Consider the following 26499-nt stretch of genomic DNA (forward strand, 5'->3'; position numbering starts at 1 on the left):
TTCATTTATCCTCGCGGAGTGGCATCGAATCGCGCAACGGCAGCATACGGCGCAGCACGTTGTCACGCAGAACGTAGTGATGGAGTAACGCCGCCAGCGCATGCGCGCCTGCCAGGCTAATCAGCGCCCAGGCAACGTTATTGTGTAATCCCGCCAGCGTGTGACGCAGTGCGGTATCGACATGAATAAAGGTGGGAATATCGAACAGGCCAAAAAAGTTAAACGGCTCCTGCTGCGACCAGCGAAACAGAAAACCCAGTGCAACCTGAGTCAACAACAGCAGATACAACAAGCCATGAACGGCATGCGCGATGATTCGCATCGGCGTACTGCTCTCAGCGGGCGCCACGGCCAGGTGTGACTGACGTTGGCAATAAACACGCCACAACGGTCGCACAATCATGACTAATGCCAGCAAAATGCCAAAAGAGATATGCCACGCCTGTAATCCCTTGCGCAGCGGTGTGCCCTTTTCGAGTTGTTCCCAAATATGCGCAGAGGCAAACAAAAAAATGACGCTAAACGCGGTGATCCAGTGCAGCGTCATGCTGAATGCGTCATAGCGTTGACGTGAAGTTTGGCGGGTCGGAGCGGACATAGCATTTCCCAAAGCGTGAGTGGTTTAGGGGTAAACAACTCAACGACGATTTCTATTCGGAAAATTTTCATTTTTTTCTCAACGCGCCCGATTTAATGCAAAAATCCTGACGAATTTTCTCCTGTTTGTTGCATTTAGTGATTACTATTCTCGCTTCATTAAAGGGATGCTTATGTTGAATACCTCTAAAAAGCGGCTTTTCGTCGCAATCGTTATTTTGGCGATCTTTATTCTGGTCTGGGCCTACAGCAGCACACGACCAAAACCGAATCCACTGGTCACTGCCGTTGTGCGTCAAGGCAACATTGAAAACGTCATCGCTGCAACCGGCAAGATGGACGCTATCGAGCGCGTCAACGTCGGTGCGCAGGTGTCGGGTCAGGTGAAAAAGCTCTATATCAAGGCCGGTGATAACGTCAGTAAGGGCGAACTGATCGCTGAAATTGACGATCAGCCACAGCGCAGTGATTTACGTAATGCGCAGGCCGCGTTGAGCGTTGCGCAAGCCGATCTGGAGACACGCGAAGCGACGTTGGTCCGGCAGGATGCGCAGTTCAAACGTCTGCAGCAAATGATTAAAGCCAATTTGGTCTCGCGTCAGGATTTTGATGAAGCGGCTGAGGCGTGGAGCACCGCGCGGGCAGAGTTAACGGCACAAAAAGCGCGCGTGATTCAGGCGCAGATTGAGGTGGACAAGAAACAGCTCGATCTCAGCTATACCCGCATCATGGCGCCGATGGATGGCACGGTGATCGCCATCGTCACCAAACAGGGCCAGACGGTTAACGCCGCGCAAAGTGCGCCGACCATAGCTAAGTTAGCCCAGCTCGGCACTATGACCATTAAAGTGCAGATTTCCGAAGCGGATATCACCAATATTCAACCCGGTCAGCAGGCGTGGTTCACCACCTTTGCCAATCCCGATAAACGCTACAACGCCACGTTGCGCAGCATTGAACTGGCACCGGAATCGGTGATGAAAGATGATGCCCTAATGGGCAACAGCGAGAGCACCCCTTCCAGCAGCACCAACGCCGCGATTTATTATAATGCCCTGCTGGATGTTCCCAACCCGGATAATGTCCTGCGCATCTCCATGACCGCGCAGGTGAACTTACTGCGCGACACGGCAAAAGATGCCCTGCTGATTCCGGTACAAGCAACGAAAAAGGATCCCGAAGGTAAAACCTATGTGGAAGTGGCTGATAAGCAGAATCAGCCTGAGAAACGCATTATCACCACTGGGATCTCAGACAGCGTCGATATTCAGGTACTCAGCGGTTTACAAGCCGGTGAAAAAGTGATTCTCGCGACCCAGGCTGTTGGCGCGGACAAGGTGGTGATGTGAGCCTGATCGAACTGAAAAACATTCAGCGCAGCTATGTTAACGGTTCAGAATCTCTGCATGTGCTGAAAGACATTAATTTGCAGATTGCCAGTGGCGAGATGGTGGCGATCATTGGCCCTTCCGGATCGGGCAAATCCACACTGCTGAATATTCTCGGCTGCCTGGATGCCGCCGACAGCGGTCACTATTTTATTGCCGGGCAGAATACCGCTTCACTTTCACCGGATGCGCTGGCGAAAGTCCGTCGCGAACATATTGGCTTTATTTTTCAGCGCTACCACTTGATGCCGGACCTCACCGCATTAAGCAACGTCGAGATTCCGGCAATTTATGCCAATTTCCAGGGACAGTCGCGCCGGGAACGGGCCGCTCAATTGCTGGAGCGATTGGGACTGAAAGGCCGTGAACACCATAAACCGGGCGAACTCTCTGGCGGCCAGCAGCAGCGTGTGAGTATTGCGCGTGCACTGATCAATGGCGCTGAAATTATTCTTGCCGATGAACCCACGGGCGCGCTGGATTCCCATTCGGGCGAAGAAGTGTTACGCATCCTTCATGATTTAAATCGGGAAGGCCACACGGTGATTATCGTGACGCACGATATGAAAGTGGCGCAGCACGCTGACCGTATTATCGAAATCCAGGACGGCGAAATTTTTGCCGACAGTGGGCCAAAAACGGATGAAACGCGAGCGCGCTATCAGCCAATGGCTCGCAAAAGCCAGAGCAAGCTACGTGGATTTGTTGATCGCCTGCGCGAATCAATGCGTATGGCGCTGAATGCCATGAACACCCACCGCTTGCGTACCGCACTGACCATGACCGGCATAATTTTTGGTATCGCCGCCGTAGTGACCGTGGTGGCGCTCGGGCAAGGCGCACGAGAAAAAACGCTGGAGAGCATCTCCGGGCTGGGTACCAATGTCGTCTCGATTTACGCTGGCAGTGATTTTGCCGAGGATGACGCGCACCCGATTCTGACACTGGTGATGGCCGATGCTGATGTGATTGCTCGTCAGCAGTTTGTCGACAAAGTCAGCCCTGAATTGCTATCAACCCAGCCGATCCGCTATCTCTCCAACTCCTCGAAAGCGTCGGTTTCCGGTGTGGGTAAAGATTACTTCGAGATCCAGGGTATCAAACTCACCGAAGGCAGTAACTTCAGTGATGAACGCCATGCCCGGCAAGAGATCATCATCGATACCAACACGCGTAATAAGTTGTTCGCCGCTCATGAAAATCCCATCGGCAAAATGATCGTTTTAGGTTCAGTGCCGGTGCGTGTGATTGGTGTAGCGCATGAAGATAACGGCATTTCGCCCAATCGCCTGAGCGTGTGGCTGCCGTGGAGCACCATGATGTACCGCATCAGTGGGCAAACGGCCCTGACCAGTATCAGCGTCAAGCTTAAAGATGATGTGGTTAGCGGTCCGGCGGTGGAATCGCTGACGCAGTTACTGACTGCGCGTCACGGCACCAAAGACTTCCTGATGTTTAACCGCGATAAATACCGCAAGGCGATTGAGGGAGCTGCCGCCACCTTGACCCTGTTGATTTTGATGGTGGCGTCGATTGCCTTGATGATTGGCAGTATCGGCGTGATGAATATCATGCTGGTGTCGGTGACTGAACGAACGCATGAGATTGGCGTGCGCATGGCCGTGGGGGCGCGACGCGGCGATATCATGCAGCAGTTTATGATCGAAGCCGTGCTGGTGTGTCTGGTAGGCGGCTCGCTTGGCGTGGCGCTTTCATTGGTGATCGGTCCGCTGATTAGCCTGATGGCGGGCGGTGTGTTGACCGCCATCTACTCGTGGGAGTCGGCGGGTGCGGCCTTTGCCTGCTCCACCATCATCGGCATGATTTTTGGCTATCTGCCCGCGCGCAAAGCTGCACGTATGGATCCGGTCGCCGCGCTGGCGAGTGAGTAAATTAGTCTTCAAATGGTGCGCATCGCTGCGCACCGATTTTCACGTCATGTTGGGGTTTATAGCGATTACTATAAAGGTCAGATCAGCATCGGCAAGGTCGCACTGGCCGTTTGCTGACTGGCGGTGGCGTAATGCGCATCATGCGTCATCAGCTCCCCCATTAACGCCTCCACCAGCAACATCGCCCCAACCTTACCACTGAGCGTTCCGGCATTAAGCGGACCTTCCGGTCGCGCCGCCACCAGCAGCATATCCGCCAGATTGCCCATCGGACTGCGCAGCGTGTTGCTTAACATCAACACGCGTGCCTGCCGTTTTTTTGCCACGTTTACCACATGCATCAGGTCTTTGGTGGAACCGGAAGCGGAGATCGCGATCACCAAATCACCCTCACCCAGGGTCGAAGCATTCATGGCCGCGCGATGCATATCGCCAAACAGTTGCGCGGATTTACCCAGCCGCAGCAGGCGATAATGCAAATATTCACCGGTTATCGCGCTGGCAGCCACGCCATAGATTTGGATAGATCGAGCCTGATGCAGTGCCGCGCCCGCCTGCTGTAAAACATCCCGATCAATAAATTTTCCGGTGTCACGCAGCGCCTGCACCGACTCTTCCACCAGCGCATCAACCGGATCACCACTCGCCGCCTGTGCTGGCTGACTCTTCTGCACATCCATCGCCAGCGCCATCTTAAATTCGGTATAGCCTTTGCAGCTCAGGTTACGGCATAAGCGCGTCACACTGGCTTCACTGGTGTCCGTTTCTTTCGCCAACTCGGTAATGGTGAGATACAGCACTCGCTGCGGTTCGGTCAGGATGAAGTCGCCCAGCTTTTGCAGCGCGGGACTGTAGCCCGGCAAGCCCTGCTTCAGATGCAGCAAAATATTTCCATTGTCCGTCATGACACCTCTCCATTAGCCAAAATTGATGGCGCTTAGTGTGCGTAAAGGCCTGGGTTTGTGCCAGCAGAATTGATTATAAGTGAAAGCTATCACACAAGTGGTAGTAATTTTCATCCAATGCAGTAAATTGTGATAATAATTTTTACCACAACAACGCTTCGGGGATGAAAATTTATGTCAATGTTCAGTGGGGCCTCTTCAGGAGGCTGGTTTGAAAAAGCGCAGCGTTTCGGAAAATCCTTTATGTTGCCGATCGCGGTATTGCCTGCCGCTGGCTTGCTGTTGGGCATTGGCGGCGCGTTGTCCAATCCCAACACCGTTAAGGCCTATCCGTTTCTGGATATCGCCTGGCTACAAGGTGTGTTCACCATCATGGCCAGCGCAGGTTCGGTAGTCTTCGCCAACCTTGCGGTGCTGTTTGCGGTGGGCGTGGCGGTAGGACTGGCTAAAAGCGACAAGGGCACGGCTGGCCTGGCATCTCTGCTCGCCTATCTGGTGATGAATGCCACCATCAATGCACTCTTGACGCTGAGCGGCGTGCTGGCCAGCAGCAATCTGAGCGCCGTGGGTCAAGGTATGGCGCTAGGCATTCAAACGCTGGAAACCGGCGTGTTCGGTGGTGTGGTGATTGGGCTGGTCACCGCGTTGCTGCACAATCGCTATAACAAAATTGCCCTACCACAATTTCTCGGCTTCTTCGGTGGCTCGCGTTTCGTCCCGATTATTAGCTCGTTCGTGGCGATTATCGTTGGCGCGGCAATGACCATCGTCTGGCCGCACTTCCAGAAACTGATTTTTGGCATGGGCGGGTTAGTCGACGCCACAGGCTACTTTGGCACCTTCATTTACGGCTTCGTATTGCGCATGCTCGGCCCCTTCGGTCTGCATCACATCTTCTACCTGCCGTTCTGGACCACCGCATTAGGCGGCAGTGAGATGGTGAATGGGCATCTGGTTGAAGGCACTCAGCGCATCTTCTTTGCTCAGTTGGCCGATCCCAACACCCAGCAGTTTTACCTCGGTACCGCGCGTTTTATGTCGGGCCGTTTCATCACCATGATGTTTGGATTAATCGGTGCCTGCCTCGCGATGTATCACACCGCCAAACCCGAGAACCGCAAACGTGTGGCGGGTTTGTTGTTATCCGCCGCCCTTACCTCATTCCTGACCGGGATCACCGAACCGATTGAGTTCTCGTTCCTGTTTGTGGCACCGGTGTTGTATGTGATCCACGCGCTGTTCGATGGCCTGGCCTTTATGATCGCCCACATTTTACACATCACTATTGGGCAAACCTTCTCCGGCGGCTTGATCGATTTCATTCTGTTTGGTGTTTTGCAGGGCGAAGCGAAAACGCATTGGATGTATGTGCCGTTGGTCGGTGTGCCATGGTTCCTGCTCTATTATTTCACCTTCCGCTTGCTGATTACTCGTTTCAATTTTAAAACGCCGGGCCGTGAAGATATCAGCATCGATACACTGCCGATTGCCGCAGGCGAACGCCCTTTGCAGGTGATTGAAGCGCTGGGTGGCAAAGACAATATTGCCGAACTCGACTGCTGCGCCACGCGTTTACGTATCACGTTGAACGACAGTTCTAAACTTAATGAAGCTGCATTGAAGGCCACGGGCGCCCGCGCGGTGATCCAGCGCGGTAAAGGCGTGCAGGTGATCTACGGCCCGCACGTCACCATTATCAAAAATGAAGTTGAGGAGTTACTCGCGCTATGAAAGCAAACATGCTGGATCAGATTCAGGGAAAACTGGTGGTGTCCTGTCAGGCACTGGAAGATGAACCCCTGCACAGCCCTTACATTATGTCGCGCATGGCACTCGCCGCGATGCAAGGAGGCGCGGCGGCGATCCGCGCCAACAGTCTGGTCGATGTACAGCAGATTATGCAAACCGTGGATTTACCGATCATCGCTATCATCAAACGCGATTATCCAGGCAGTGATGTATATATCACCGCCACGCTAAAAGAGGTGGATGAATTGATGGAGGCGAATCCGGCAATGATCGCGCTGGATGCCACTCAGCATCAACGGCCTGGCGATCTGCAGTTACCTCAACTTGTGAAGGCAATACGTCAACGCTATCCGCAATTATTACTCATGGCAGATATCGCGACTGTCGATGAAGCGTTGCAGGCTGATGAACTGGGCTTCGACTGCGTGGGCACTACGCTGCATGGCTATACATCGGAAACGCGCGGAGCGTACCTGGCGGCAAATGATTTTCACTTCCTGCGTACAGTTTTAGCCTCAGTGAAGGCGCCGGTGATAGCAGAAGGCAATGTGGAAACACCCGAGATGGCAGCACAATGTTTAAAACTGGGCGCGCATGCGGTAGTCGTCGGTGGCGCGATTACCCGTCCTCAGCAAATAACGCAGCGTTTCGTCAGCGCAATTAGCTAAAACGTTTTGCTCGAATAATAAAAACAGCAAAGCCGCCCGGAGGCGGCCTTAACGCTGAAGCTGATTTCGAACTTATTTGTACAGTTCTGCAGTCATGTGCACACGGTTATTGGTGTTTGCTTCAGTAATTTTGTACTGTGCGCCCTGCTGCTGAGCAACAGCGGCAACTTTCGCTTCTGCACCGTCCAGAGTTGAAGACTCGACAGAAATGCTCTGTGCAAAGCTTGCTGCAGACATCAGTGAAAGAGCGGCAGCAGCGGCGATGGTCAGTGTTTTAATGGTTTTCATGGTCATATTCCTTTGGGTTGTTTAAGAAGGCTGTGTGCCTTCGATGAAAATAATAATACCCTAAGTTACCATTAGCATATTAACTATTAGTGCGGTCATGATGATCCGACTAATCATGACTCGGGTTACTGTTACACTAACCGCTATAATGATCATGATGTTATCCACATTTCAGGTGAAAAGACGACGCGTTAACCTGTGGATAAATCTCTGCACTCCGCCCACCATGCCATCTAACCCGAAGTGGCTATTTTTCGTACGGTGTAAGCATATCGTCATAAACTTGGAGGCTTTGGCTTTTGGCTGCTGGATTGTTTTGGATTGTTGAGGGCGAGATGTCACACCGAATCGTCTTTTTCAATCACCAGCACCCGCGCCGCTCCCTGCGGATGGGCAACATGCTCTGTCCCCACGCTGGCAAAGAAAATATCCCCCACATTTAACATCACTTTTTTAATTTCACCTTGCTCGCGGTAATGCATTTCGACTGTACCGTCCAATACCACGAACACCTCTTCGCCGTCGTTGATATGCCAGCGATAGGATTTATCGGTCCAGTGGAGTCTGACGCTGGTGCCGTCGAAGTTGGCAATATCGACAGCGTCCCATGCTTTGGCAGGAGTAAAGTTTTTACTGATGATGGTTTTCATGCGCGACCTAAACGAGTGAGATTGCGCTCTATTTTAACGGGAAGCGCCAGGCGAATGGGGACATGCATCGACCCTTTTCGGCCAGGTTACCCCCTCACAACGGCAAACTTACGCAAAGCAATAATATTCATCACGGCCAGAATGGCCGCGGCTATAAAGGTCATCGCCACCTGGCCGGGAATATAAGCCATAAAGGCCGCGAGGAATTGCCCGGCAAAGATTGCCATCGATAAGCGCGCCAGTTGTCGTCCGCGCTCATATGGTTGGCTGGTTTCAACCGTCATATGATTGACCAGTGGCACCGACAGACCAAAACCCATGCCTAACAGGATGCCGCCCGGCAGGCACAGCAGCATGTCCGGTGCAGCAGCAAACTCCAGGTGCGCCAACATATAACAAACAAAAGCCATGATCAGCGTTGGATAAGGACCAAACTGCAGTGCCACATGCGGCATCAACGCTGCAGCCAGCACGGCCACCAGCGAAACGAATGACAGAAAATACCCGATATGAGCGGCATCCACCCCCAAGGTGGCAAAGCGCTGAGGCAGCATGATGATGGCGGTAAAGAAACACATCATGGAGCAAATAGCCGCCAGCAGCACAGGCTGCAATGCCTGATTACTGTTGGTTGCGCCTTCATCAATGACGCCGGTGGCGATTTGTTGTTGCGGTCGCGGAATCAAAATGACCACCAGCGCGATCAGCAACCAGGAGAAGAGATAGAGAGCATAGGGATAGCGCCAACTTAAAGAAGCGAGAATCCCGCCAATGAACAAAAACACCACGCCACCGAGTTCGATAGCCATACCCTGGCGTGCCATCATTTTTAGTCGTGCTTCAGCCTGATAAAAAGTGGCAATTAAACTGGTCCCTGCCGACATCACCACGGCGGTAAAACAGCCTAACAGGACACGATCAACGATTTGCAGGGGTGCACCGGGCAGCCAGGCACCCGCCACGCCCAAACCGCCATAAAAGAACAGGCCCACAAGGAGCATGGGGTACGCGCCGTAACGATCTATCGCTCGGCCGGCAAAGGGCCCTGCCACCACCACGCCGAATGCTGGCAGCGTTACCAACCAATTAGCCAGATGTGAAACGCCTAATTGCGCAGCAATCTCACTCAATCCCGGCACGATAACGCAGCCCACCATGATGGTCAGGCAACTCACCGCCAGTAACGTCATTGCCGCTGCAGGCTTTAATACAATCATGAATACACCTATCCGTATAATGGGTTTATTATCCACATATTGGACATGAGTGTTAGGGTATTCGTGTGTGATGTCAATCGCTAGCGGGTAACGTGATAGAGTGGCGTGCGGGAAATCGATGAAACGGATGAATAATGGTCGCAAATACTGAAGCTAACGGATCACAGGTGATTGCACGTGCCGCCACCCTTTTACGCGCATTGGAAAATCGACCTACTGGTGTATCAATGTCCGAACTGGCGAAATCGACAGCGTTACCGCGCACCACGGTTCATCGATTGGTGACCTCTCTCATAGCACAGCAGTTGCTGATACAGGACAGCGAGGGCATTAAACTGGGGCCAGCACTCGCCAGGCTCGCCGCCTCCGCGCACACCGATATTATTGCGCTGGCGCAACCGGCGATGGAGACACTGGGCCGCCGAACCCGCGAAACGGTAGATTTATGTGTCTGGCGTGGTAGCCATACGGTACTGGTCAGCCAATATGCTTCGGATCAGGAGCTGCGTGTGGTATCGCCCATCAGCACCGCCTTTCCTTCCCACTGCGCCGCACATGGCAAAGCCCTATTGGCTGAACAGCCTGAAGAGCTTTTAAGAACGTTGCTGCCACAGCTGAATGAAGTGCGCACCTTGCAAACATTGAAGGATCGTCAGCCTTTATTAAAAGCGATTGAGTCAATTCGCCAGCAAGGTTATGCGATTGATCGGGAGGAGCACGCGCGCGGCGTTTGTGGTGTTAGCGTTGCCCTGCACACCGGGCCGGGTGAGCGCTATGCACTGGCCTTAGCGGTGCCGGCAATGCGTTTTGATGAGCAATTTCCCCAACTGCTGGCCGCGCTGATGCAGGCGAAAGCTGAAGTTGAAACGCTGGTGGCGCGCTGAGTGATATAAACAGCAAAGCCGCCCGAAGGCGGCCTTAACGCTGAAGCGGAAACTGAACTTATTTATACAGTTCTGCAGTCATGTGCACACGGTTGTTGGTGTTTGCTTCAGTGATTTTGTACTGTGCGCCCTGCTCCTGTGCCACTGCGGCAACTTTTGCTTCTGCACCGTCAAGTGTAGAAGACTCTACTGAAATGCTCTGTGCAAAGCTGGCAGCAGACATCAGTGAAAGAGCGGCAGCAGCGGCGATGGTCAGTGTTTTAATGGTTTTCATGGTCATATTCCTTTGGGTTGTTTAAGAAGGCTGTGTGCCTTCGATGAAACAACAATAACTCTAGTTATCATTTCTATATTAACTATTAGTGCGATAATGATGATCGCACTAATTATTGTTTGCAAGCAAGGTGCGCACGGTCGAGATAAACTGCGGCCACTGATGGAAACGCATCACTGGCATATGCGCATGACGCTGCGAGCGCAGCGCTTCAACAAACGCACTGGCTTGCTGGTCAATCTGGTCATGATTCTGTTTCATGATGCTGTCTCCACTGCACTTCGCTTTTCAACGAAAAAGGCCGCCCCGTAAGGCGGCCTGCTCCGGCACTTCCATGTGCAACCATCCGTTAATTATTTGTACAGCTCAGCGGTCATGTGCACGACATTGCCATCGCTGGCTTCAATGATTTTATATTGTGCGTTCTGCTGATGTGCCTGAGCAGCGATTTTCGCTTCCGCACCGTCCAGAGTCAGTGAAGTGGCTGATACTGTTTGAGCAAAGCTTGCAGCAGACATCAGTGAAAGAGCGGCAACAGCGGCGATTGACATTGCTTTGATAGTTTTCATGGTCATATTCCTTGGTTTATCTGATGAGAAGGCTGTGTGCCTTCGATGGAAGTGATAATAACCAAGTAAACTATATCCATCTTAACTATTAGTGCGATCATTATGATCGCACTAATAGTTAACTTTATTAAGACAGATCCAATGATTCAATCACTTGTCGCACTTCACGCTGCTCTTCACTGGATAATGCACGCAGCGGGCGTGGCAAATTATTCTCGTCCGCCAGGCCGAAGAGTGCCGCCGCCGCCGCCATCACTCGGATGCTGCCGCCATGCTGGTGGAACAGCGCCCAAAGCGGTGCTAACCGTTGGGACTGCTCGGCGACTGCTTTGAAATCCTCTGCCTGAGCGGCTTGGGTGAGCGCTAATGCCGTGTTGGGAAACAATCCGCCGCACACGGAATACCAGACGTCACATCCGGCCACCAGACCGTTACCCGCAGATGCATCGCCGCTGACGCCGATACTAATGTGTTTAGGCAACTGCGCTCGCAGTGCGCTCACCCGCTGCGTAGCCGCCGATATTTGGTCAGGAACACCCGGGATTTTGATCGAAGCTATGTTGGAAAGCGCGGCGATCCGTGCGTAGAGGGAATCGGAAAATGATGTGTGCGTGGTGCCGGGGTTGTCATAGACGCAGATGGGCACCGAGACGTGCTGAGCCACCTCGGCATAAAAATTATACACCTCTTCTTCGGTGAGCTTTTGGTAAGAGACAGCTGGCAATAATAGCGCGCTGACGCCCGCCTGCTGCGCATCATCGGCCAGCCGCAACACTTCATCAGTGTTGATTGCGCCAATGCTGACCATGACTGGAATGCCGTCTGCATGCTGGACGGCCAGTGTCGCCACGCGCTTGCGTTGCTCTCGAGTGAAGTAAGCGTAGCTGCCGGTTGAACCCAGCACGCCCAGCGAATCGACCTTAGCAGTGATCAATCGCGCGAGGATCTTTAGAAAGGATTGTTCGTCGATGCCTGTCGCATTAACGGGGGTCAGTGGGAACGCACTAAGACCTGAAAACATAGCCAGCTCCTGTTAGATAACGTAAAACGCATCTTAACAACAGCTGACTATTTGTCATAGGACAAAGCGGTTAGCGTTTGGCCTTTCTTCTACATCTCAACCAAATCAGGCCGAGTACGACAATGATACCTGCCGCTGCCATACCAATCCGCGACACCAGCATCAAGGGTGACGCGTCACCGCCTGCGCGCAACAATTTCACGCGCTCCTCAGTGATTTGCACCTTGCTGTGACCGATATCCTGCATCACATAGTTAGTGACAGCAGCTACCTGATGATCATTCAGCTCACCGGCAAAGCCAATCATTCCCTGGTCGTGCTCTGGCCACACCCCATCCAATACCGCCATCGCCACGTTATCGGCGTTGGGCTTATTCAGCACCGGATGATGCTGCAATGCTGGCAAACCGTTCAGCCCTTCACCTGTCAGGTTATGGCATGAGGCGCAGTTGTTGCGATAGATCTGCTCGCCCTCGCTGACCGCAGCCTGTGGCGTGTCGTCGCCCCGGACTCGCGTCCAGTGATTCGTCGGCGTTGGTTCGGCTGCAATACTGTCCTGAGGCAGCAGATACGTCGCGATAGCCTGACGATCTTCTGGCGTCATGCGTGAGAAGCTTTTATCGATAGCTTCCAGCATCGGACCGCCCGCTGTCGCGCCATTGCTGGCATGACCTTTCGCCAGATACTGCGCCAGCATGTCACGCGTCCAATGCGGTTTACCCTGCAGCGTTGCCGCCGTGATATCAGGCGCAAACCAGGTGCCGAGTGATGCGCCCTGCAGGCTCTTATCCTGCTGCTCTGCCATCAGGAAATTACGCGGCGTGTGGCAAGTGCTGCAGTGGGTTAACCCCTGCACCAGATAAGCCCCACGATTCCACTCGTCCGACTGTTGGGCATCCGGCTGGAACGGCTTGCTGTCGAGGAACAACAGGTTCCACGCCGCCATACTGAAACGCAGATTGAACGGGAATGGCAGCGCAGTCTTCTCTGGCTGCACATCCACCGGCTGCACGCCCTGCATAAAGTAAGCATACAAAGCAGCGACATCTTCATCGGTTAACTTCGCATAAGCGGTGTAAGGCATCGCCGGGTAGAGTTGGCTACCATCACCACGCACGCCCTTACGCAATGCATCCGCAAACTGCTGCTCAGTGTAATGACCGATGCCCGCTGCTTTGGATGGCGTGATATTAGTACTGAAGATGGTCCCTAGCGGGCTGGCAATCGCATGACCACCGCTGAACGGGGCTTTGCCCGCTTCGGTATGGCACGCGCCGCAGTCGCCGGCAATGGCCAGATACTCGCCACGTTTGATGAGCTGCTGATCATCGGCCTGCGCCTGTGAAACCGCTAACGCCAAAGTGCCTGCGGCAAGCAGGGCTTTCCAGTGCTTAGCCATGTTGCGTCTCCTGCAGGATTTTGTCCGCGGTGCGTAATGCCAGCGCCATGGCGGTCAGCGTCACATTACAGGTACCGACGGTGGGCATCACGCCGGTGCCGACCATAAACAGGTTTTGATGATCGTGCGCGCGTCCCCAGGCATCGGTGACGCTGGTCGCCGGATCAAGTCCCATTGAGAGCGTGCCGGTGATGTGCTGGCGGTTGGAAAACTTACCGCTCTTGCTGTGCTTGATGTTGGTTGCGCCGAGTTTGATCGCAATCGCGTCATAGCATTCACGGGTTTTCGCGGTGCCTTTAACGACGTAATCGTTCACATCCCAATACAGCGATGGCGTCGGTAAACCCAGCTCATCTTTGTTGCTGCTCAAGGTCACGCGGTTGTTAGGATCAGGTAACTGCTCCAGCGCATTTTTGATGCTGAGGCGGCGCGCGGCACGGAAGCGAATCGCATCCTGCAACTTCTTGCCAAACAGCCCTTCCGCTAACGCTTCTTTGGTCACTGAGGCAACCTGTGAGGCGTTAGAGATATCAATACGGAACGGTGAATGTTCGCTGCGGAAATCACCGTCACGGAATTGACCAATCGAGCAAGGACTCACCGGCCCACGTCCTGGCCAAATCTCCTCATCGACATCAAAGGTCACGCCAATCGCCGGGTGATCGCACAGATTACGACCGACATTGTCGTGCGCATTGGCGATACCGTTCGGGAATTTATCGCTGACAGACATCAGCAGAAGTTTCGGGGTTTCAATCGCGTTGGCGGCCAGCACAAAGGTTTCAGCCGTAACGCGATGGCTGACTTTGTTCCAGTCATAGTAATTCGCCGCCACGATATTGCCTTTAGCATCGTGCTCCAGCTGATACACCACCGCTTCGGTGATCACTTTAACACCACTGTTTTCAGCCTGCTGTGCAGCAATCCCGCCGTGATACTGGGCGTCGATTGGGCAGAGCGGCATGCAGTTGTTATTACCGCAGCAGGCTGGGCGACCATCATAACTGTGGCTGTTGCGGCCGGTACTGTCATCCAGCACGGTAAAGTCAGGCGCAAGGCGAGCTGTCACACGCTGCTGCAACCAGGAGGCGGGTACGCGTTCCATCGGGTAAGGCTTGCTGCGTGGCGAACCATTGTCCGGCGATCCGCCCACGCCCGCGATCACTTCAGCCTGATAGTAATACTCTTCCAGATCGTCATAACCGATTGGCCAATCTTTGCCGATGCCATACTGACTGTGCTGACGGAAGTCGTTGGGAACAAAGCGCCATAACTGCGCCGCCCAGTGCCAGCTGGTACCACCAAACATACGGATGTACTGCGCAGCAAACGGATGCGGGCCGACCTGATGCAGGTAATCATTCGGCTCTGGCGTATAGCGCGGATGCGGCGCCTTAGGCGAGAACGGATACGGCGACATGAAGTCAGATTTGAATGCAGACGCACGGAAACGCTCAACCAGCTGATCGCGTCCAACTTTCGGGCCGGACTCCAGTAACAGTACTGATTTACCTGCTTTTGCCAGACGCGTTGCCAGCAGCGAGCCATTAACGCCCGCGCCAATCACCACTACGTCGGCGGAATTATTGTTTTTCATAACGACATTACTCTTCTGAATCAGGGTTGTTGCGCCCAGCTACCACATTTGCCGTAGGAGAAACTCGGCGGCACTAATTTGTCATCCACCAGCAGATTGGCGAGCGTATTCACGTAGGTGACATACAGCGCATGATTGCCCTTGCCGACCACACCGTTGTACCAACCGCCGAGCACCGCTTTGGCCAGCTTTTCGCTGTCCGCATCCGTGGCAAATGTCAGGTGATCCTGCTGCAGCAGTTCCGGCTGGTTTTGCAGTAGTGTTTTCAACTGTGCCAGTGCAGGAAGAAAACCTTTCTGCGTCTGGCTCAAAGCCAATAGCAATGCATGCCCAACGGTGGCGTTCAGGGATTCCTGTTGCGTCAACAGTTGGGAAACCTGCATAAAATCGTCAAGACCCGCCGTCGGGGCGGTTGATTGTGCAGCGTTGAGGCGCGGCAACGAGTAAAGCTGGCCTGCGGCGCTGGCAATCGTGACCAGCCCGACCATCTTCAACACGCGGCGGCGTGAGTAGTGCTTCATAGTGTCTTCCAGTAAAAACGTCGCCTGCCATCACAGGCGACAGAATAAAATCGAATCTATTTTTTATGTCTGCGGCGCATCAACCACCACACCAGCAGTGCAATCACCACCAACACACCGATGCCCACACCGACTTGCGCCAGCATTACCAGCGGAGATGAAGGACCGCCACGACGGATCTCCGCCACTTGCTCCGGTGAGACGGTCGCTTCAACATTGCCGTAGTGATGCAAGATCCAGTTCGACAGTGTGGCGACTTGCTGATCATCAAGCTGATTCAGTGCGTTCGGCTGCGAACCAAACGGCGGCATAAACACGTCACCTTCGGCGGTATGACGCTGCACACCGTAAAGAATGGTGGCAATCAGGTTCGACGGATTGCGTTCCGCAGTAGCACTGTTGTGGAACAGGCTGGGATAAAACGCGTCTTTGGTTCCCTGACCGCTGCTGCCGTGACACGACGCGCAGTTGCCGGAGAACAGGCGAGCACCTTCATCGCTGGTGGGCGCGCTGAACGCATCACCACGAAACGCCACCAGATTTTCAGCCGCTTTACCCTGTTCGAAGCGCGATGCACCGCTCGCAGGCGCATCTTTATCCGTCACGCTGCCCATGTATTCGGCAATCGCAGCCAGATCGGCATCGGATAAGTACTGGAAGCTGTGTGTAATCGCCTCTGCCATGCTGCCAGCGGCCTGCGCTTTCCCCGCCAGACGGCCGGTCTTAAGGTAGGTGATCAGATCCTGCTGTGACCACTGGCCAATACCACTCACCGCATTGGCGGTGATATTCGGCGCGAACCACGGGCCGACCTGCGCACCAGTAAAGGCATCACCCTCTTTCTCCTGCATCAGGAATCCGCGTGGCGTGTGGCAAGTGCTACAGTGCGCTGCGCCATCCACCAGATAACGACCGCGATTCCAGCTGTCAGATTTTGTCGTGTCCGCTGTGTATCCCGGCGCTTTCAGGAACAGCGCGTTCCAGAACATCATCGAAAATCGCAGATTCAGTGGGAATGGCAGATGCGTCTCTTCAGTGGTTTGATCCACTGGCTGCACGCCTGACATAAAGTAGGCGTAAAGCGCGTGCACATCTTCATCGGTTAATGTGGCATAAGCGGTGTAGGGCATCGCCGGATACAGGTTGGCGCCGTCAGCCCTGACACCTTTACGTAGCGCATCAGCAAACTGCTGCTCACTGTACTGACCAATACCCGAAATCTTTGAGGGCGTGATGTTGGTGGCGATGATTTCACCCACCGGAGACTCAATCGCCTTGCCGCCGGCAAAAGGTTTACCGTGCTCAGCGGTGTGACAGGCAGTGCAGTCCGAGGCTACTGCCAGATATTCGCCCTTCTTTACTAACGCATCGTCAGCCGCATGTGCCGTTCCGCTCGCCAGTGCCAGAACCAGCGCGATCTGTTTTAGCTTCAACATGATTACGCCTCCTGAGCCTGTTTAACGATGGCATCCGCCGCTTTGAATGCCAGCGCCACCATGGTTAAGGTGCTGTTGCCACACGCGGTACTCGCCATGGCTCCCCCGCCCGGCAGGAACAGGTTGTGATGATCGTGGGTACGGCACTCGTTATCCACCACCGAGTTGGCCGGATCGTTACCCATAATGGTGCCGCCCATGATGTGCTTGCTCTGGTTATATTGTTTCGAGAACTTCTTATCGATGGCGCCCATTGCTTCTGCAATCTTATCCGCAATCGGTTTGGAGTAATTTTGGTACGAGCGACGCACGTAGTCGCCGACATTGTAGTGAATGGCAGGTTTTGGCAGACCCAGCCAATCCTTCTTGTCACTCAGCGTCAGACGGTTATTAGCATCGGGCAGAATCTCATGTGCCAGAACGATATCGGCAGTGCAGGCGGTCATACGGCGGATCTCTTCATCCAGCGCTTTACCCACCAGCCCTTTTTCCAGTGCACCAAAGGTCACAAAGCGGTTACGCGCAAAGTTGTTGAAACGGAAGTACGCGCCAGCATGCTCAGAACGGAAATCACCCTGCGAAGTTTCCATAATGCCGCTGTTCACCACCGGCCCGACACCCGCCCAATAGGGTTCATCCAGCGTGACGGTCATGGTGATTTGTGGATGATCCATCATGTTGCGACCGACCTGATCGGAGCTGTTGGCAATCCCGTTGGGGTTGCGCGAGTCAGCTGACATCAACAGCAGTTTCGGCGTCTCCAGCCCGTTACAGGCAATGATGAACAACTTGCCGCTGACGCGATGCGTTTGCTTGTGCTGGTCGTAGTAATGCACCGCTTCGATCTGGTTGCTGGCGTTGGTTTCGATACGCCACACCACCGCGTTATCGAGGATGGTGGCGCCTTTGGCTTCAAGGCGAGAAAGCGCGGTTGCACCATCATATTTCGCGCCCACCGGACACACTGGTACGCAGTTGTTATTGGCGCAGCAGGCTGGACGAGCGTCGTAGGACATGCCGCTGTTGCGCGCCTGTGCAGTCGGGATATTGTGCAGCCCCAGTTTTTCGCGTACCACTTCGGTAAAGCGGGCTTCACCTGGACCAAACGGCAGCGCAGGCATCGGATAAGGCTTTGAACGCAGCGGCGGCCATTGCAGAGCCGGATCGTCTGGTCCGCAAATGCCCAGTTTGTATTCTGCGCGCGCGTAGTAAGGCTCAAGCGTCGCGTAATCAAACGCCCAGTCACGCCCCACGCCATAACGCGAATGCAGCTGCATATCCGCTGGGGTTAAACGCCAGCAGGTACCGGCCCAGTGCCAGGTTGAACCGCCGGCATAGCGCACGTAGCTTTGCGCATAAGAGTCTTCGCCGCTCAATTGCAAATAGCCTTTGCCGGGACCCGCCGGTTCCGGGTGCGGCGCCCACTCGCGTGACGGATAGCACTCGATCGGGTTGCCTTTAGCTGCCAGCGGCAGGTTGCGATAATTTTCTACGATTTCGGCACGCGATACGCGCGGTCCGGCTTCCAGCATCAACACCGGAATACCGGCATCAAGCAGTTGCTCAGCGATCACCACACCGACCACGCCGGTGCCAACGATCACCACAGGTGACTGAGAAGGAGCTGCCATGTTTTGTCTTCTTTTAGTGGTCAGAATTGCGGTACGGGAAGAACCGGAGTGTTAGCGCGCTGCCAGTTATTTGGCCCACTGATGCCGTAAGACGGGATCGTGATGGTATCCATCGTGGTGTGCCAGGTTAGCGCTTGTTCAAAAGCAAAAGCTTTTGCCGAGCGTTTCGGTTCGAGACAGCCGGTGTACCAACCAAAAATGATTTTGTGCGCCAACGCCTGCAAGTCGCCTTGCGGAATCGCTGGGAAGAAATCTTCCACAATCTGCGCCTTATTGGCTTTGGCAATCGCCAGCAGATGATTGAGATTTGCCATCAAGTCAGGTTGTTCAAGTTCTAACAGCGCCAGCATGCGCTGCCCGACCGCATCATCCAGTTTATGGTTGACCAGAAGACGTGATATCTGCATGAAAGGAATGAAATTTTTCGACGAGTCTGCAAACGCCAATCGCGGAAGCGCCGAGGTGATCAGGCCGCCAGCCACGATCACTGCGCCGGAAAGTAATACTCTCCGACGTGACAACTGGACCTCGCCGAGTGGCAGGTCTTGCGAAGTACTCATGGTGTATCCCTGGTTAGTGACACGCTCAAAATCCCCCGTCACACGGAGGAAAAAAAATCTAATTGTTTGATATATCTTAAAACACCCGAAGATTAACAATCACGCAACGCAACGTTAATCAGATACCTTAGAAACACACGGGTTTTTAATATAATAAATAGATCCTAAACAAAATCCATACGTAATGATGTTTTCGAATCAAAAATGAGTGGGATTGGGCAGGGGAAACGATGATGTAATCATTTTGAGTGATGTAAGTCGCAGTAAATCTTTAACAAAATGCGATTGAGACAGGGTTGGGCTGAAAGAGCGAGCTTAAAAAAGCCGCCCTCTTTATGAGATAGCGGCCTTAATTTGATAAAACCTACTGACTCAGCGTTGCGTTCAGCGCATCGATCGAAGTCTGCAAACCGGCTTCCACACTCATGGTGAGGTCCTCCATCTCCAGCGACACATCACCGTTGTAGCCCGTCATACGCAGTACAGAGAAGAACTCTTTCCACCACTTCAGGTCTTGTCCGCATCCCACCGCGACATAGTTCCAGGTCCGCGTTTTGGTGTTGGTTACCGGCTGGTACTCCATCAACCCATCGATATCTGCCAGCCCGCGCTCGATACGGGCGTCTTTACCGTGTACGTGGAACACCGCCCCTTCCAACTTGCGTGCCGCAGCAATCGGATCGGCGCCCATGGCAATCAGGTGTGAGGGATCGAGGTTCATGCCAATCATCTCATCCACTTCGTGACGCAAGCGCAGCAGCGTGGACGGGTTGTACACCAACTGGCACGGAAACTCTTCGATGGCGATTTGCTCAACGCCATGCTGTTTAGCGTGCTGAACGAACTTTTTCCACCATGGAATTGCTACGTCGTTCCACTGATAATCGATCACCCCCGGCATGTAATCTGGCCACGAGATTGTCGAGGTGATCCAGTTCGGCACACGATCCTCAGGCCCTCCACCCGGCAGGCCGCTCATCATCACAATCTTCTTCACACCCAGCTTGCCCGCCAGCTCTACCGCACGATAACTGCTTTTAGTGTGCGTCTCACCCAGTTCGCCTGGCGCCAGCGGGTTGCCCGAGCAGTTAAGCGCGACGATGCGCATCTCACGTTCCGCCAACTCCTGCTTGAACTTCTCCAGCTTTTCCGGTGATGACAATAACGCCTCTGTATCGACGTGCGGGCACGGAGACCATCCGCCCGCCGTCATTTCAACGCCATCAATACCGTAACTTTTGACTTTATCCAGCATCGCCGCGAAGGGTAAATCCGCCAGAACGTCAGTGCATAATGCGAGTTTCATTATTTAATCCTTTTAATTGGAGCGTTAATTACGCTTTCTCGAAGTGTTCAATAAATTCTTGTTTGGTTTTTGCGCTGGCTAATAAGGTGGTTTTCACTTCATCACCTAACAGATCGGCAATATTGGCCAGCACTGAGATATGTTCATTTTCAGTTGCGGCCACCGCCACCACGATAAATACCACCTTCCCCGCTCCCCAACTCACACCATGGGGAAACTGGAAAACCTGAACACCGGTTTTAATCACCAGGTCGAGGTTCTCTTTTGCGCAATGTGGAAAAGCAATGCCCGCGCCAATATAGGTGGAGACGCTTTTTTCACGCGCTAACATACCGTGTAAAAAACCGGGTTTGACATAGCCCGCCTGTTCTAATGCAGTCGCGGCAATCTCAATTGCTTCATTTTTATTGGCTGCCCGACATTGCAAATGCAGCGCATCTTCTGTCAGTTTCAACATATTTAACTCCTCACGTATCGCGAGACGTCCGGCTATTAACGATAAAGCGTCGGTTGTTCTGGGATCACCACCTGATGTTTTTCGCCATCTTGCAGTGAAGCCAGACCCGCATCACAGACCAGCGCCACCACGTAACCATCCCAGGAGGAAGGACCGCTCATTTCGCGCCCGTCACGCACGCTATCCACGAAGTGCTGCACTTCATGGTCGTAAGCGGTCGCGAAACGTTCCATACAGGATTGCGCGATGTGATGGGCATTGCCGTTGAGCGAACGCGTGCTGATAAACTGCTGTTCTGTCAGGGCAGCAATGGCATTCTCACCAATCACTTCACAGCGAATGTCATAGCCGTAATGACAGTTAACGAACAGCTCATCATCAATCCGCACGCCAGATTCGGTTTCGAAGATCACGATTAAGGGATCCTGCAAGTGAGGCAGTGCGCGGCTGGTTTTCTTACGCGGTTTGTCCACGCGTACCGAGGTGATGTTCTCATTCAGCAAGTAGCGAATGATGTCGATTTCGTGAGTGGCAGAATCATTGACGGCCATCTCCAACGTATAGCTCTCAGGCAAGGAAGGGTTACGGTGCGCGCAGTGAATCAGCATAATGTCGCCCAATTCGCCGCCATCAATTGACTGCTTCAGCGCCTGATAACCGGGATCGAACCGGCGCATAAAGCCCAATTGCAATAGACGCTTGCCGGCCTTCACTTCTGCATCGATAATTTCTTTTGATTCATCGGCTGTTGGCGTGAGCGGTTTTTCGCAAAACACCGGTTTACCCGCGTTAAATGCCGCCAGAATTTGTGCTTTATGTACCGGGCCGATTGAGCTGATAAATACCGCGTCGACTAATTCAGAATGAATCATCTCTTCCGCATCATAAAAAGCGGTAGCACCAAACTCACTGGCAACCGCATCCGCTGCGGCGTGGTTAATATCGCAAACTGCAGTGACCTGCGCGCCGGAAATAACATTGTTGAAGCGTTTCAGATGGTCTCGGCCAATCATGCCCAGACCAATCAAACCGATTTTGACAGTCATTAATATATCCTCAGGTTAAAAGCGGAATTTCTTTTCAATCTGTTCTAAGGTCAGGCCACGTGTTTCCGGCAGATATTTCACCAGCAGGATAAGCATGACAACGTTGGTGGCACCGAAGAAACCGAAGGTCATGCCGCCACCGTAATGGCTCAGCAAATAGGGGAAGATAGATTGGATAATAAAGTCGAAGATCCACAGACCAAATACCGCGAAGCCCATGCCCACGCCGCGCATTCTCAACGGATAAATTTCGGCTAACATCAGCCAGAATACCGGGGCGATCCAGCCCTGCATAAACACCAAAAATACCAGCATTAAGCCGAGAATAACGTAGGGTGCATTAGCAAAGTTGGCATGCAGCGTATCAATGCCGTTGACGGTTTCAGTGTGGAAGAAGAATTTGAACGCCAGGCCAATCAACACCAGACTGACGGTCACACCCGCCTGGCCCGTGAAGAACATTCTGCGACGTGAATGTTTACCAATCAGCGCCATCCCCAGCAGCGTAGCCAGTACGGAAATAATCCCATTGGCCACCGCGCCGGTTACCGCTGCTGCGTCACCCAGTCCGGTGGCTTTCAACACCGTTGGCGCGTAATACATGATGGTATTGACCCCGGTCACACGCGTTGCCAGCACGATCATCAAACCAATCAGCACCAGTTGAATGACCCACCGGTTTTGGAGTTCTGCGAACAGGTTAAATTTCACCTGATCCGCCTTAACGATCTGCTGAATCTCCTTCACTTCGCGGTCCACCTCTTCTGGCAGACGCAACGTTTTCAGCACCTTCACGGCTTTATCCGTTTCCCCCCGACGAATAAAGAAACGCGGGGATTCGGGCATCATCAGCATACCCATCCACAGAATTGCGCCTGGCAATGCGGGGATGGCCAGCATAATGCGCCAGTTATGCTGCATCTCCGGATACAAGTTCACAATCGCGGCATTGACGGAGTACGCCAGGAATTGCCCGGTCACGATCATTAATTCGTTTACCGTGACCAATCTTTCACGTTGATCGGCGCGGGCTAGCTCGGAAATATAAATGGGAACCGTGACCGAGGCGCAACCCACTGCTAATCCCAAAATAAAACGGGCCACAATCATGGATGGCACATCCCAGGCAAAAGCGGTACCCAGTGCGCCAAACATAAAGATCGCCGCAACCCATAAAAGATTTTTACGCCTTCCCTGTTTATCCGATAAATAACCACCGAAGAGCGATCCCAGTGCCGCACCAAATAACAGGAATGAGGTGATAAAGCCTTCCTGAGTTGGCGTCAGATTCAAATCATACTTCATGAAGATCAGCGCACCGGAAATAACACCGGTATCGTAACCGAAGCACAAACCACCTATCGTTGAAACGATAGTGATTAACCGCATGCGCTGAGGGTTTTGCAGGTTAGTTTTATTATACATAGCTGTTCCATCTGGTTGTAAGGTAACACCGTTGCAAGCCGTATTATGGGTCAGTGATAGCTAATGCGTTTTACGCAGCCTGAATCAAAAAATTTATTTAATAAAAAAATGAGATTTATTATTTTCTGACAACGCTGAACACGCTGTAAGTCCCCTTATCGTTGCAACAACGTTATAACAAGGTGAATTCTAAAAACTAGCGGTGTTCTGCTGCATGATTTTACAGCGTGCGCAGGATCAAATATTTAAAGAAAGAATCATAAAAACCAGTGATAACACTCACAACACCACCATTACGCATTGACATAGCAAGAATGGAGATAGCTTAAAACATGTGATTCAGACAGGTATTTACGGGTTATCTTGATGACATCAAAAGTCCCTTCATACGGGAATTTAAGGTGAGCCCTTCAATTAATCAGAGATTAAACTCATTATTTATCGTCAGGCGCCAAAAGCAATCTTGATGACATTTGAGAAAAGCTCAACAAATTAACCCTGGTAACGATAAGCACATCATTTTTTCTCTTCATAAAAATGCTGTATTTTTTCCGTTGTAACAAACCGCCATCTACCTCAAAAGTGTGATGGAGATCTAATTTAGTTTTTCTGGTAAGCCCTCAATAACAAAAATCGAGACTTTAACTTTCCCTAAAAGAATTAATCATAATATTATCAATACATTACACATTCTTAAAAAGCAAAATTGATGATTACGAGATCCTGAACTCATGTAAGAATAGCGGCATACCAATAGGAGCAATCATGATTACCTTTTGCCTGAACGAACATCCTTCCGCCCGTGGATTCGATACCAGTTTACGTCCTCGTCTGGCGTTTATGTGCAGAGCAGAAGGTCAGGAAGAAGCCATTCCACGCGTCATGCATAAACATGATGACCGCTTCGAAGTGATGTTTATTCGCTCGGGGAGTGGGATTTATAACATTGATGGGCGTGGTTATAACGTTAAGAAAGGCGACATCCTCCTTTTCAACGCCAATGTGTTACACGATGAAAGCCCGGATGCGACAGAAAATTTATTGATATTCAGCTGCGGCGTCGAACAATTAAAGGTCGATGGCTTGCCTGTTAACGTTCTCACCACCCGTGCACAGCCCGCCGTAATGCCTGCTGGTGAGTTTTATGATGAGGTTTGCCAGTTGTTCGATCAGATGTGGGCGCACGTTAACAGCAAACGTGTTTATAGTGCAGAAATTGGCGATCATTTGCTCAGTGTTTTACTGCTACTGTGCCGGAATATTTGGATCGAAAACAAACAAGAGCAAGAGAGCAATAGTATGCTCTTAGGCCAGCGCATCAAAGATTATATTGATAATCACTATAAAGAAGATATTGCGTTGAGTTCGATTACTGCAGCCTTGAATATGAATCAGTTTTATCTCGCACACGTTTTTAAAGACTATTCGGGTTATTCACCCAAGCAGTATCAAACCCGCCGTAGAATTGGTGAAGCGCAAAATTTATTATTGAGTACGAGTCTGGGTGTCACTGAAGTGGCAAACGCAGTGGGTTATGATAACGTCAACAACTTCCATCGCATCTTTCATAATCTTGTCGGCATTCCGCCTGCGCGTTATAAAAAATTCTGGTTGACCGGACAAATAAATCGCTAAATCACGGTTCTTCTGAAAGCAAAATGCCCTCTTGCGAGGGCATTCATTAACGCTGCACTCTTACTTCAGTGTAATACGGGCAATACCGTCGGTGCCTTTGGTAGACGAGTCTTTATTGAACTCCGCCTTCAGGGTCACGTACAGGGTGTTGTTATCCGGTCCGATCAACAGGCTATTTGGATTCTGCTCAAACGACCAGCTGTTTTTCACTGCATAAGTGGTGGCATCCAACTGCAGCACTTTCTTCGATTCGCGCTGGCTAATGAAGAGTTCATTACGCTTGGCGTCGAATTTAATACCCAGAGAGTCGCCTTCGATACGCTTGATCACTTTACCGGTGCGCTCATCAAAGACCAGGGTGGCTTTACCTTTAGAATCGTCAGTGACAAACAGGCGGCCGGTAGCTGGATCTTCTGCCATATTCAGGAACAGATACTCTTTACCGTCACCTGCAGTCCAGCGCTTCTCAATTTTGTGGGTGCGTGGATTGATCACCAGGATCTCGCCAGAGCCGTTGGCCGCATAAATGCGCTCTGTCACCGGAGAATAAATAATACCCGTCACCCATTTGCCAGCGTTCTTAATCTCAGTCTTCAGCTTGAAGGTCTTGGTATCCACCACGGAGATGTAACCTGGATCGGCCACACGACCGACATACAGTTCATTGCCGTGCCACAACACTTCACGTGCACCCGCCGGGTAACCTTCTTTGCTGATTTTGCCCGGGAACACTAAACGCTGCAGCACTTTGCCGCTCTGCGCGTCAACTTTAGAGATGGCACCATCAAGGGAGTTGGTGGTGTAGAACACGCTGCCCTGCTCATCGATAGCGGTACCGAAGTTTTTCAGATCGGTGTGGGTCTCACCTTTGGTCGCTAAGGTTGCTGGATCGAGGCGATAGATCACGCCGCCGTTCACATCTTTGAATGCCTGCGCACTGGCAACAAACAGCGCTTTCGACGCTGGAGAGTAGGCCATTTCATACAGACCATCGCCCAGGTCGCGTTTCAACACTGCGGTATCAACCGGTTTCACGGTTTCAGCGGCTGGCGCTTCGGCTTTTTTGGCAGGTGCCTGGCAAGCAGTCAGGCTAAAGGCTGCGGCGATCGCCATGGCAACAGTGGCTTTACGCGGGCTAAACAACGATTTCATGCTGAACTCCATCAATGGATCAACGGCTCCGACCACATTGAGGTGGGCGGAAAATATAAGAAGAATGAGAATCATACGCATTAACTTAGCGTAAGCAAATATTCACGTAGATTTATGCGCTAATTCCACACTGTTAACTCAATTTGCCGCCAGATTTGACGCTTCATGATATTAAAAACGTGCCAAATCTTGCCGAATAAAAGTGAAAACACCAGCAACTATCAGGTTATGA

26 protein-coding genes are annotated in these 26499 nt (G+C 52.4%); 6 read left to right on the plus strand and 20 right to left on the minus strand.

Annotation, left to right across the window (positions count from 1 at the left end; translation table 11 throughout):
• Position 1: 1 nt before the first annotated feature.
• Complete coding sequence (locus tag LBW88_RS16310; RefSeq protein ID WP_224933053.1) at positions 2-598, minus strand: cytochrome b; 597 nt, start codon at positions 596-598, stop codon at positions 2-4.
• A 172-nt stretch (positions 599-770) separates the two neighbouring features.
• Here LBW88_RS16310 and LBW88_RS16315 point away from each other — a divergent pair, with 172 nt between their 5' ends.
• Positions 771-1946, plus strand: a complete 1176-nt coding sequence (locus LBW88_RS16315; RefSeq protein ID WP_224933052.1) for an efflux RND transporter periplasmic adaptor subunit — start codon at positions 771-773, stop codon at positions 1944-1946.
• Positions 1943-3877: a MacB family efflux pump subunit gene (locus tag LBW88_RS16320; protein WP_224933051.1), complete on the plus strand. Its 1935-nt coding sequence runs from the start codon at positions 1943-1945 to the stop codon at positions 3875-3877. Before LBW88_RS16315 ends, LBW88_RS16320 begins: the two co-directional genes overlap by 4 nt.
• Before the next feature lie 77 nt (positions 3878-3954).
• On the opposite strand, the gene LBW88_RS16325 is transcribed toward LBW88_RS16320, so the two are convergent.
• Complete coding sequence (locus tag LBW88_RS16325) at positions 3955-4782, minus strand: MurR/RpiR family transcriptional regulator (protein WP_224933050.1); 828 nt, start codon at positions 4780-4782, stop codon at positions 3955-3957.
• Between the two features lie 174 nt (positions 4783-4956).
• Between LBW88_RS16325 and LBW88_RS16330 the strand changes: the two genes are divergently transcribed.
• Both LBW88_RS16330 and LBW88_RS16335 read left to right on the plus strand, forming a co-directional pair.
• Entirely contained in the window at positions 4957-6513 is a 1557-nt protein-coding gene (locus tag LBW88_RS16330) for a maltose/glucose-specific PTS transporter subunit IIC (protein ID WP_224933049.1), read from the plus strand.
• Complete coding sequence (locus tag LBW88_RS16335) at positions 6510-7199, plus strand: N-acetylmannosamine-6-phosphate 2-epimerase (RefSeq protein WP_224933048.1); 690 nt, start codon at positions 6510-6512, stop codon at positions 7197-7199. Before LBW88_RS16330 ends, LBW88_RS16335 begins: the two co-directional genes overlap by 4 nt.
• Before the next feature lie 72 nt (positions 7200-7271).
• Here LBW88_RS16335 and LBW88_RS16340 read toward each other — a convergent pair whose 3' ends face one another.
• The 3 genes from LBW88_RS16340 to LBW88_RS16350 all read right to left on the minus strand — a co-directional run bounded on the left by LBW88_RS16340 (position 7272) and on the right by LBW88_RS16350 (position 9354).
• A complete protein-coding gene (locus tag LBW88_RS16340; RefSeq protein WP_034829885.1) occupies positions 7272-7487 on the minus strand; it encodes a YdgH/BhsA/McbA-like domain containing protein in 216 nt (71 codons plus the stop codon).
• A 338-nt stretch (positions 7488-7825) separates the two neighbouring features.
• Positions 7826-8137: a cupin domain-containing protein gene (locus LBW88_RS16345; protein WP_224933047.1), complete on the minus strand. Its 312-nt coding sequence runs from the start codon at positions 8135-8137 to the stop codon at positions 7826-7828.
• A gap of 86 nt (positions 8138-8223) precedes the next feature.
• On the minus strand, positions 8224-9354 hold the full coding sequence (locus LBW88_RS16350) for an MFS transporter (RefSeq protein WP_224933046.1): 1131 nt from the start codon (positions 9352-9354) through the stop codon (positions 8224-8226).
• A gap of 134 nt (positions 9355-9488) precedes the next feature.
• Between LBW88_RS16350 and LBW88_RS16355 the strand changes: the two genes are divergently transcribed.
• The gene (locus LBW88_RS16355) at positions 9489-10238 is read left to right on the plus strand and encodes an IclR family transcriptional regulator (protein WP_224933045.1); all 750 of its coding nucleotides are present in this window, start codon (positions 9489-9491) and stop codon (positions 10236-10238) included.
• 58 nt (positions 10239-10296) lie between these two features.
• On the opposite strand, the gene LBW88_RS16360 is transcribed toward LBW88_RS16355, so the two are convergent.
• The 14 genes from LBW88_RS16360 to LBW88_RS16425 form a co-directional block, all read right to left on the minus strand.
• The gene (locus LBW88_RS16360) at positions 10297-10512 is read right to left on the minus strand and encodes a YdgH/BhsA/McbA-like domain containing protein (protein WP_034829897.1); all 216 of its coding nucleotides are present in this window, start codon (positions 10510-10512) and stop codon (positions 10297-10299) included.
• A 108-nt stretch (positions 10513-10620) separates the two neighbouring features.
• A complete protein-coding gene (locus LBW88_RS16365; RefSeq protein ID WP_224933044.1) occupies positions 10621-10773 on the minus strand; it encodes a hypothetical protein in 153 nt (50 codons plus the stop codon).
• Between the two features lie 92 nt (positions 10774-10865).
• Positions 10866-11081: a YdgH/BhsA/McbA-like domain containing protein gene (locus LBW88_RS16370; protein WP_160867480.1), complete on the minus strand. Its 216-nt coding sequence runs from the start codon at positions 11079-11081 to the stop codon at positions 10866-10868.
• Between the two features lie 127 nt (positions 11082-11208).
• A complete protein-coding gene (locus tag LBW88_RS16375; RefSeq protein ID WP_224933043.1) occupies positions 11209-12102 on the minus strand; it encodes a dihydrodipicolinate synthase family protein in 894 nt (297 codons plus the stop codon).
• 70 nt (positions 12103-12172) lie between these two features.
• Positions 12173-13501 carry a cytochrome c gene (locus tag LBW88_RS16380; protein WP_224933042.1) on the minus strand — a complete coding sequence of 443 codons (1329 nt, stop codon included), beginning with the start codon at positions 13499-13501 and terminating at the stop codon, positions 12173-12175.
• The gene (locus LBW88_RS16385) at positions 13494-15098 is read right to left on the minus strand and encodes a GMC family oxidoreductase (protein WP_224933041.1); all 1605 of its coding nucleotides are present in this window, start codon (positions 15096-15098) and stop codon (positions 13494-13496) included. The genes LBW88_RS16380 and LBW88_RS16385 overlap by 8 nt, the downstream gene beginning before the upstream one ends.
• 20 nt (positions 15099-15118) lie before the next feature.
• A complete protein-coding gene (locus LBW88_RS16390; RefSeq protein WP_224933040.1) occupies positions 15119-15619 on the minus strand; it encodes a sorbitol dehydrogenase family protein in 501 nt (166 codons plus the stop codon).
• Between the two features lie 56 nt (positions 15620-15675).
• On the minus strand, positions 15676-17055 hold the full coding sequence (locus LBW88_RS16395) for a c-type cytochrome (protein WP_224933039.1): 1380 nt from the start codon (positions 17053-17055) through the stop codon (positions 15676-15678).
• Between the two features lie 2 nt (positions 17056-17057).
• Complete coding sequence (locus tag LBW88_RS16400; protein WP_224933038.1) at positions 17058-18686, minus strand: GMC family oxidoreductase; 1629 nt, start codon at positions 18684-18686, stop codon at positions 17058-17060.
• 20 nt (positions 18687-18706) lie between these two features.
• A complete protein-coding gene (locus LBW88_RS16405; protein WP_224933037.1) occupies positions 18707-19246 on the minus strand; it encodes a sorbitol dehydrogenase family protein in 540 nt (179 codons plus the stop codon).
• Between the two features lie 364 nt (positions 19247-19610).
• Entirely contained in the window at positions 19611-20552 is a 942-nt protein-coding gene (locus tag LBW88_RS16410) for a sugar phosphate isomerase/epimerase family protein (RefSeq protein WP_224933036.1), read from the minus strand.
• A 28-nt stretch (positions 20553-20580) separates the two neighbouring features.
• Positions 20581-21009 carry a PTS sugar transporter subunit IIA gene (locus LBW88_RS16415; RefSeq protein WP_224933035.1) on the minus strand — a complete coding sequence of 143 codons (429 nt, stop codon included), beginning with the start codon at positions 21007-21009 and terminating at the stop codon, positions 20581-20583.
• A 35-nt stretch (positions 21010-21044) separates the two neighbouring features.
• Positions 21045-22055 (minus strand): Gfo/Idh/MocA family protein, encoded by a 1011-nt coding sequence (locus LBW88_RS16420; RefSeq protein WP_224933034.1) that lies wholly within the window; start codon positions 22053-22055, stop codon positions 21045-21047.
• Between the two features lie 15 nt (positions 22056-22070).
• On the minus strand, positions 22071-23480 hold the full coding sequence (locus LBW88_RS16425) for a sugar porter family MFS transporter (protein WP_224933033.1): 1410 nt from the start codon (positions 23478-23480) through the stop codon (positions 22071-22073).
• Between the two features lie 765 nt (positions 23481-24245).
• Between LBW88_RS16425 and LBW88_RS16430 the strand changes: the two genes are divergently transcribed.
• Positions 24246-25115 (plus strand): AraC family transcriptional regulator, encoded by an 870-nt coding sequence (locus LBW88_RS16430; protein WP_224933032.1) that lies wholly within the window; start codon positions 24246-24248, stop codon positions 25113-25115.
• 60 nt (positions 25116-25175) lie between these two features.
• Here LBW88_RS16430 and LBW88_RS16435 read toward each other — a convergent pair whose 3' ends face one another.
• The gene (locus tag LBW88_RS16435) at positions 25176-26267 is read right to left on the minus strand and encodes a YncE family protein (RefSeq protein WP_224933031.1); all 1092 of its coding nucleotides are present in this window, start codon (positions 26265-26267) and stop codon (positions 25176-25178) included.
• Positions 26268-26499 lie beyond the last annotated feature (232 nt).

Origin of the sequence: Pantoea sp. alder81, assembly GCF_020179835.1 — a bacterium.
In the GTDB taxonomy this organism is placed as follows: domain Bacteria; phylum Pseudomonadota; class Gammaproteobacteria; order Enterobacterales; family Enterobacteriaceae; genus Pantoea.

Excerpts from the sequence above, each read along its gene's own strand:
- LBW88_RS16325 (WP_224933050.1), bottom strand. The coding sequence starts at position 4,782 with ATGACGGACAATGGAAATATTTTGCTGCATCTGAAGCAGGGCTTGCCG.
- LBW88_RS16315 (WP_224933052.1), top strand. The coding sequence starts at position 771 with ATGTTGAATACCTCTAAAAAGCGGCTTTTCGTCGCAATCGTTATTTTG.
- LBW88_RS16355 (WP_224933045.1), top strand. The coding sequence starts at position 9,489 with ATGGTCGCAAATACTGAAGCTAACGGATCACAGGTGATTGCACGTGCC.
- LBW88_RS16430 (WP_224933032.1), top strand. The coding sequence starts at position 24,246 with ATGATTACCTTTTGCCTGAACGAACATCCTTCCGCCCGTGGATTCGAT.
- LBW88_RS16370 (WP_160867480.1), bottom strand. The coding sequence starts at position 11,081 with ATGAAAACTATCAAAGCAATGTCAATCGCCGCTGTTGCCGCTCTTTCA.
- LBW88_RS16390 (WP_224933040.1), bottom strand. The coding sequence starts at position 15,619 with ATGAAGCACTACTCACGCCGCCGCGTGTTGAAGATGGTCGGGCTGGTC.
- LBW88_RS16335 (WP_224933048.1), top strand. The coding sequence starts at position 6,510 with ATGAAAGCAAACATGCTGGATCAGATTCAGGGAAAACTGGTGGTGTCC.
- LBW88_RS16420 (WP_224933034.1), bottom strand. The coding sequence starts at position 22,055 with ATGACTGTCAAAATCGGTTTGATTGGTCTGGGCATGATTGGCCGAGAC.
- LBW88_RS16400 (WP_224933038.1), bottom strand. The coding sequence starts at position 18,686 with ATGGCAGCTCCTTCTCAGTCACCTGTGGTGATCGTTGGCACCGGCGTG.
- LBW88_RS16395 (WP_224933039.1), bottom strand. The coding sequence starts at position 17,055 with ATGTTGAAGCTAAAACAGATCGCGCTGGTTCTGGCACTGGCGAGCGGA.
- LBW88_RS16385 (WP_224933041.1), bottom strand. The coding sequence starts at position 15,098 with ATGAAAAACAATAATTCCGCCGACGTAGTGGTGATTGGCGCGGGCGTT.
- LBW88_RS16330 (WP_224933049.1), top strand. The coding sequence starts at position 4,957 with ATGTCAATGTTCAGTGGGGCCTCTTCAGGAGGCTGGTTTGAAAAAGCG.
- LBW88_RS16345 (WP_224933047.1), bottom strand. The coding sequence starts at position 8,137 with ATGAAAACCATCATCAGTAAAAACTTTACTCCTGCCAAAGCATGGGAC.
- LBW88_RS16360 (WP_034829897.1), bottom strand. The coding sequence starts at position 10,512 with ATGAAAACCATTAAAACACTGACCATCGCCGCTGCTGCCGCTCTTTCA.
- LBW88_RS16410 (WP_224933036.1), bottom strand. The coding sequence starts at position 20,552 with ATGAAACTCGCATTATGCACTGACGTTCTGGCGGATTTACCCTTCGCG.
- LBW88_RS16435 (WP_224933031.1), bottom strand. The coding sequence starts at position 26,267 with ATGAAATCGTTGTTTAGCCCGCGTAAAGCCACTGTTGCCATGGCGATC.
- LBW88_RS16350 (WP_224933046.1), bottom strand. The coding sequence starts at position 9,354 with ATGATTGTATTAAAGCCTGCAGCGGCAATGACGTTACTGGCGGTGAGT.
- LBW88_RS16380 (WP_224933042.1), bottom strand. The coding sequence starts at position 13,501 with ATGGCTAAGCACTGGAAAGCCCTGCTTGCCGCAGGCACTTTGGCGTTA.
- LBW88_RS16375 (WP_224933043.1), bottom strand. The coding sequence starts at position 12,102 with ATGTTTTCAGGTCTTAGTGCGTTCCCACTGACCCCCGTTAATGCGACA.
- LBW88_RS16340 (WP_034829885.1), bottom strand. The coding sequence starts at position 7,487 with ATGAAAACCATTAAAACACTGACCATCGCCGCTGCTGCCGCTCTTTCA.
- LBW88_RS16415 (WP_224933035.1), bottom strand. The coding sequence starts at position 21,009 with ATGTTGAAACTGACAGAAGATGCGCTGCATTTGCAATGTCGGGCAGCC.
- LBW88_RS16365 (WP_224933044.1), bottom strand. The coding sequence starts at position 10,773 with ATGAAACAGAATCATGACCAGATTGACCAGCAAGCCAGTGCGTTTGTT.
- LBW88_RS16405 (WP_224933037.1), bottom strand. The coding sequence starts at position 19,246 with ATGAGTACTTCGCAAGACCTGCCACTCGGCGAGGTCCAGTTGTCACGT.
- LBW88_RS16310 (WP_224933053.1), bottom strand. The coding sequence starts at position 598 with ATGTCCGCTCCGACCCGCCAAACTTCACGTCAACGCTATGACGCATTC.
- LBW88_RS16425 (WP_224933033.1), bottom strand. The coding sequence starts at position 23,480 with ATGTATAATAAAACTAACCTGCAAAACCCTCAGCGCATGCGGTTAATC.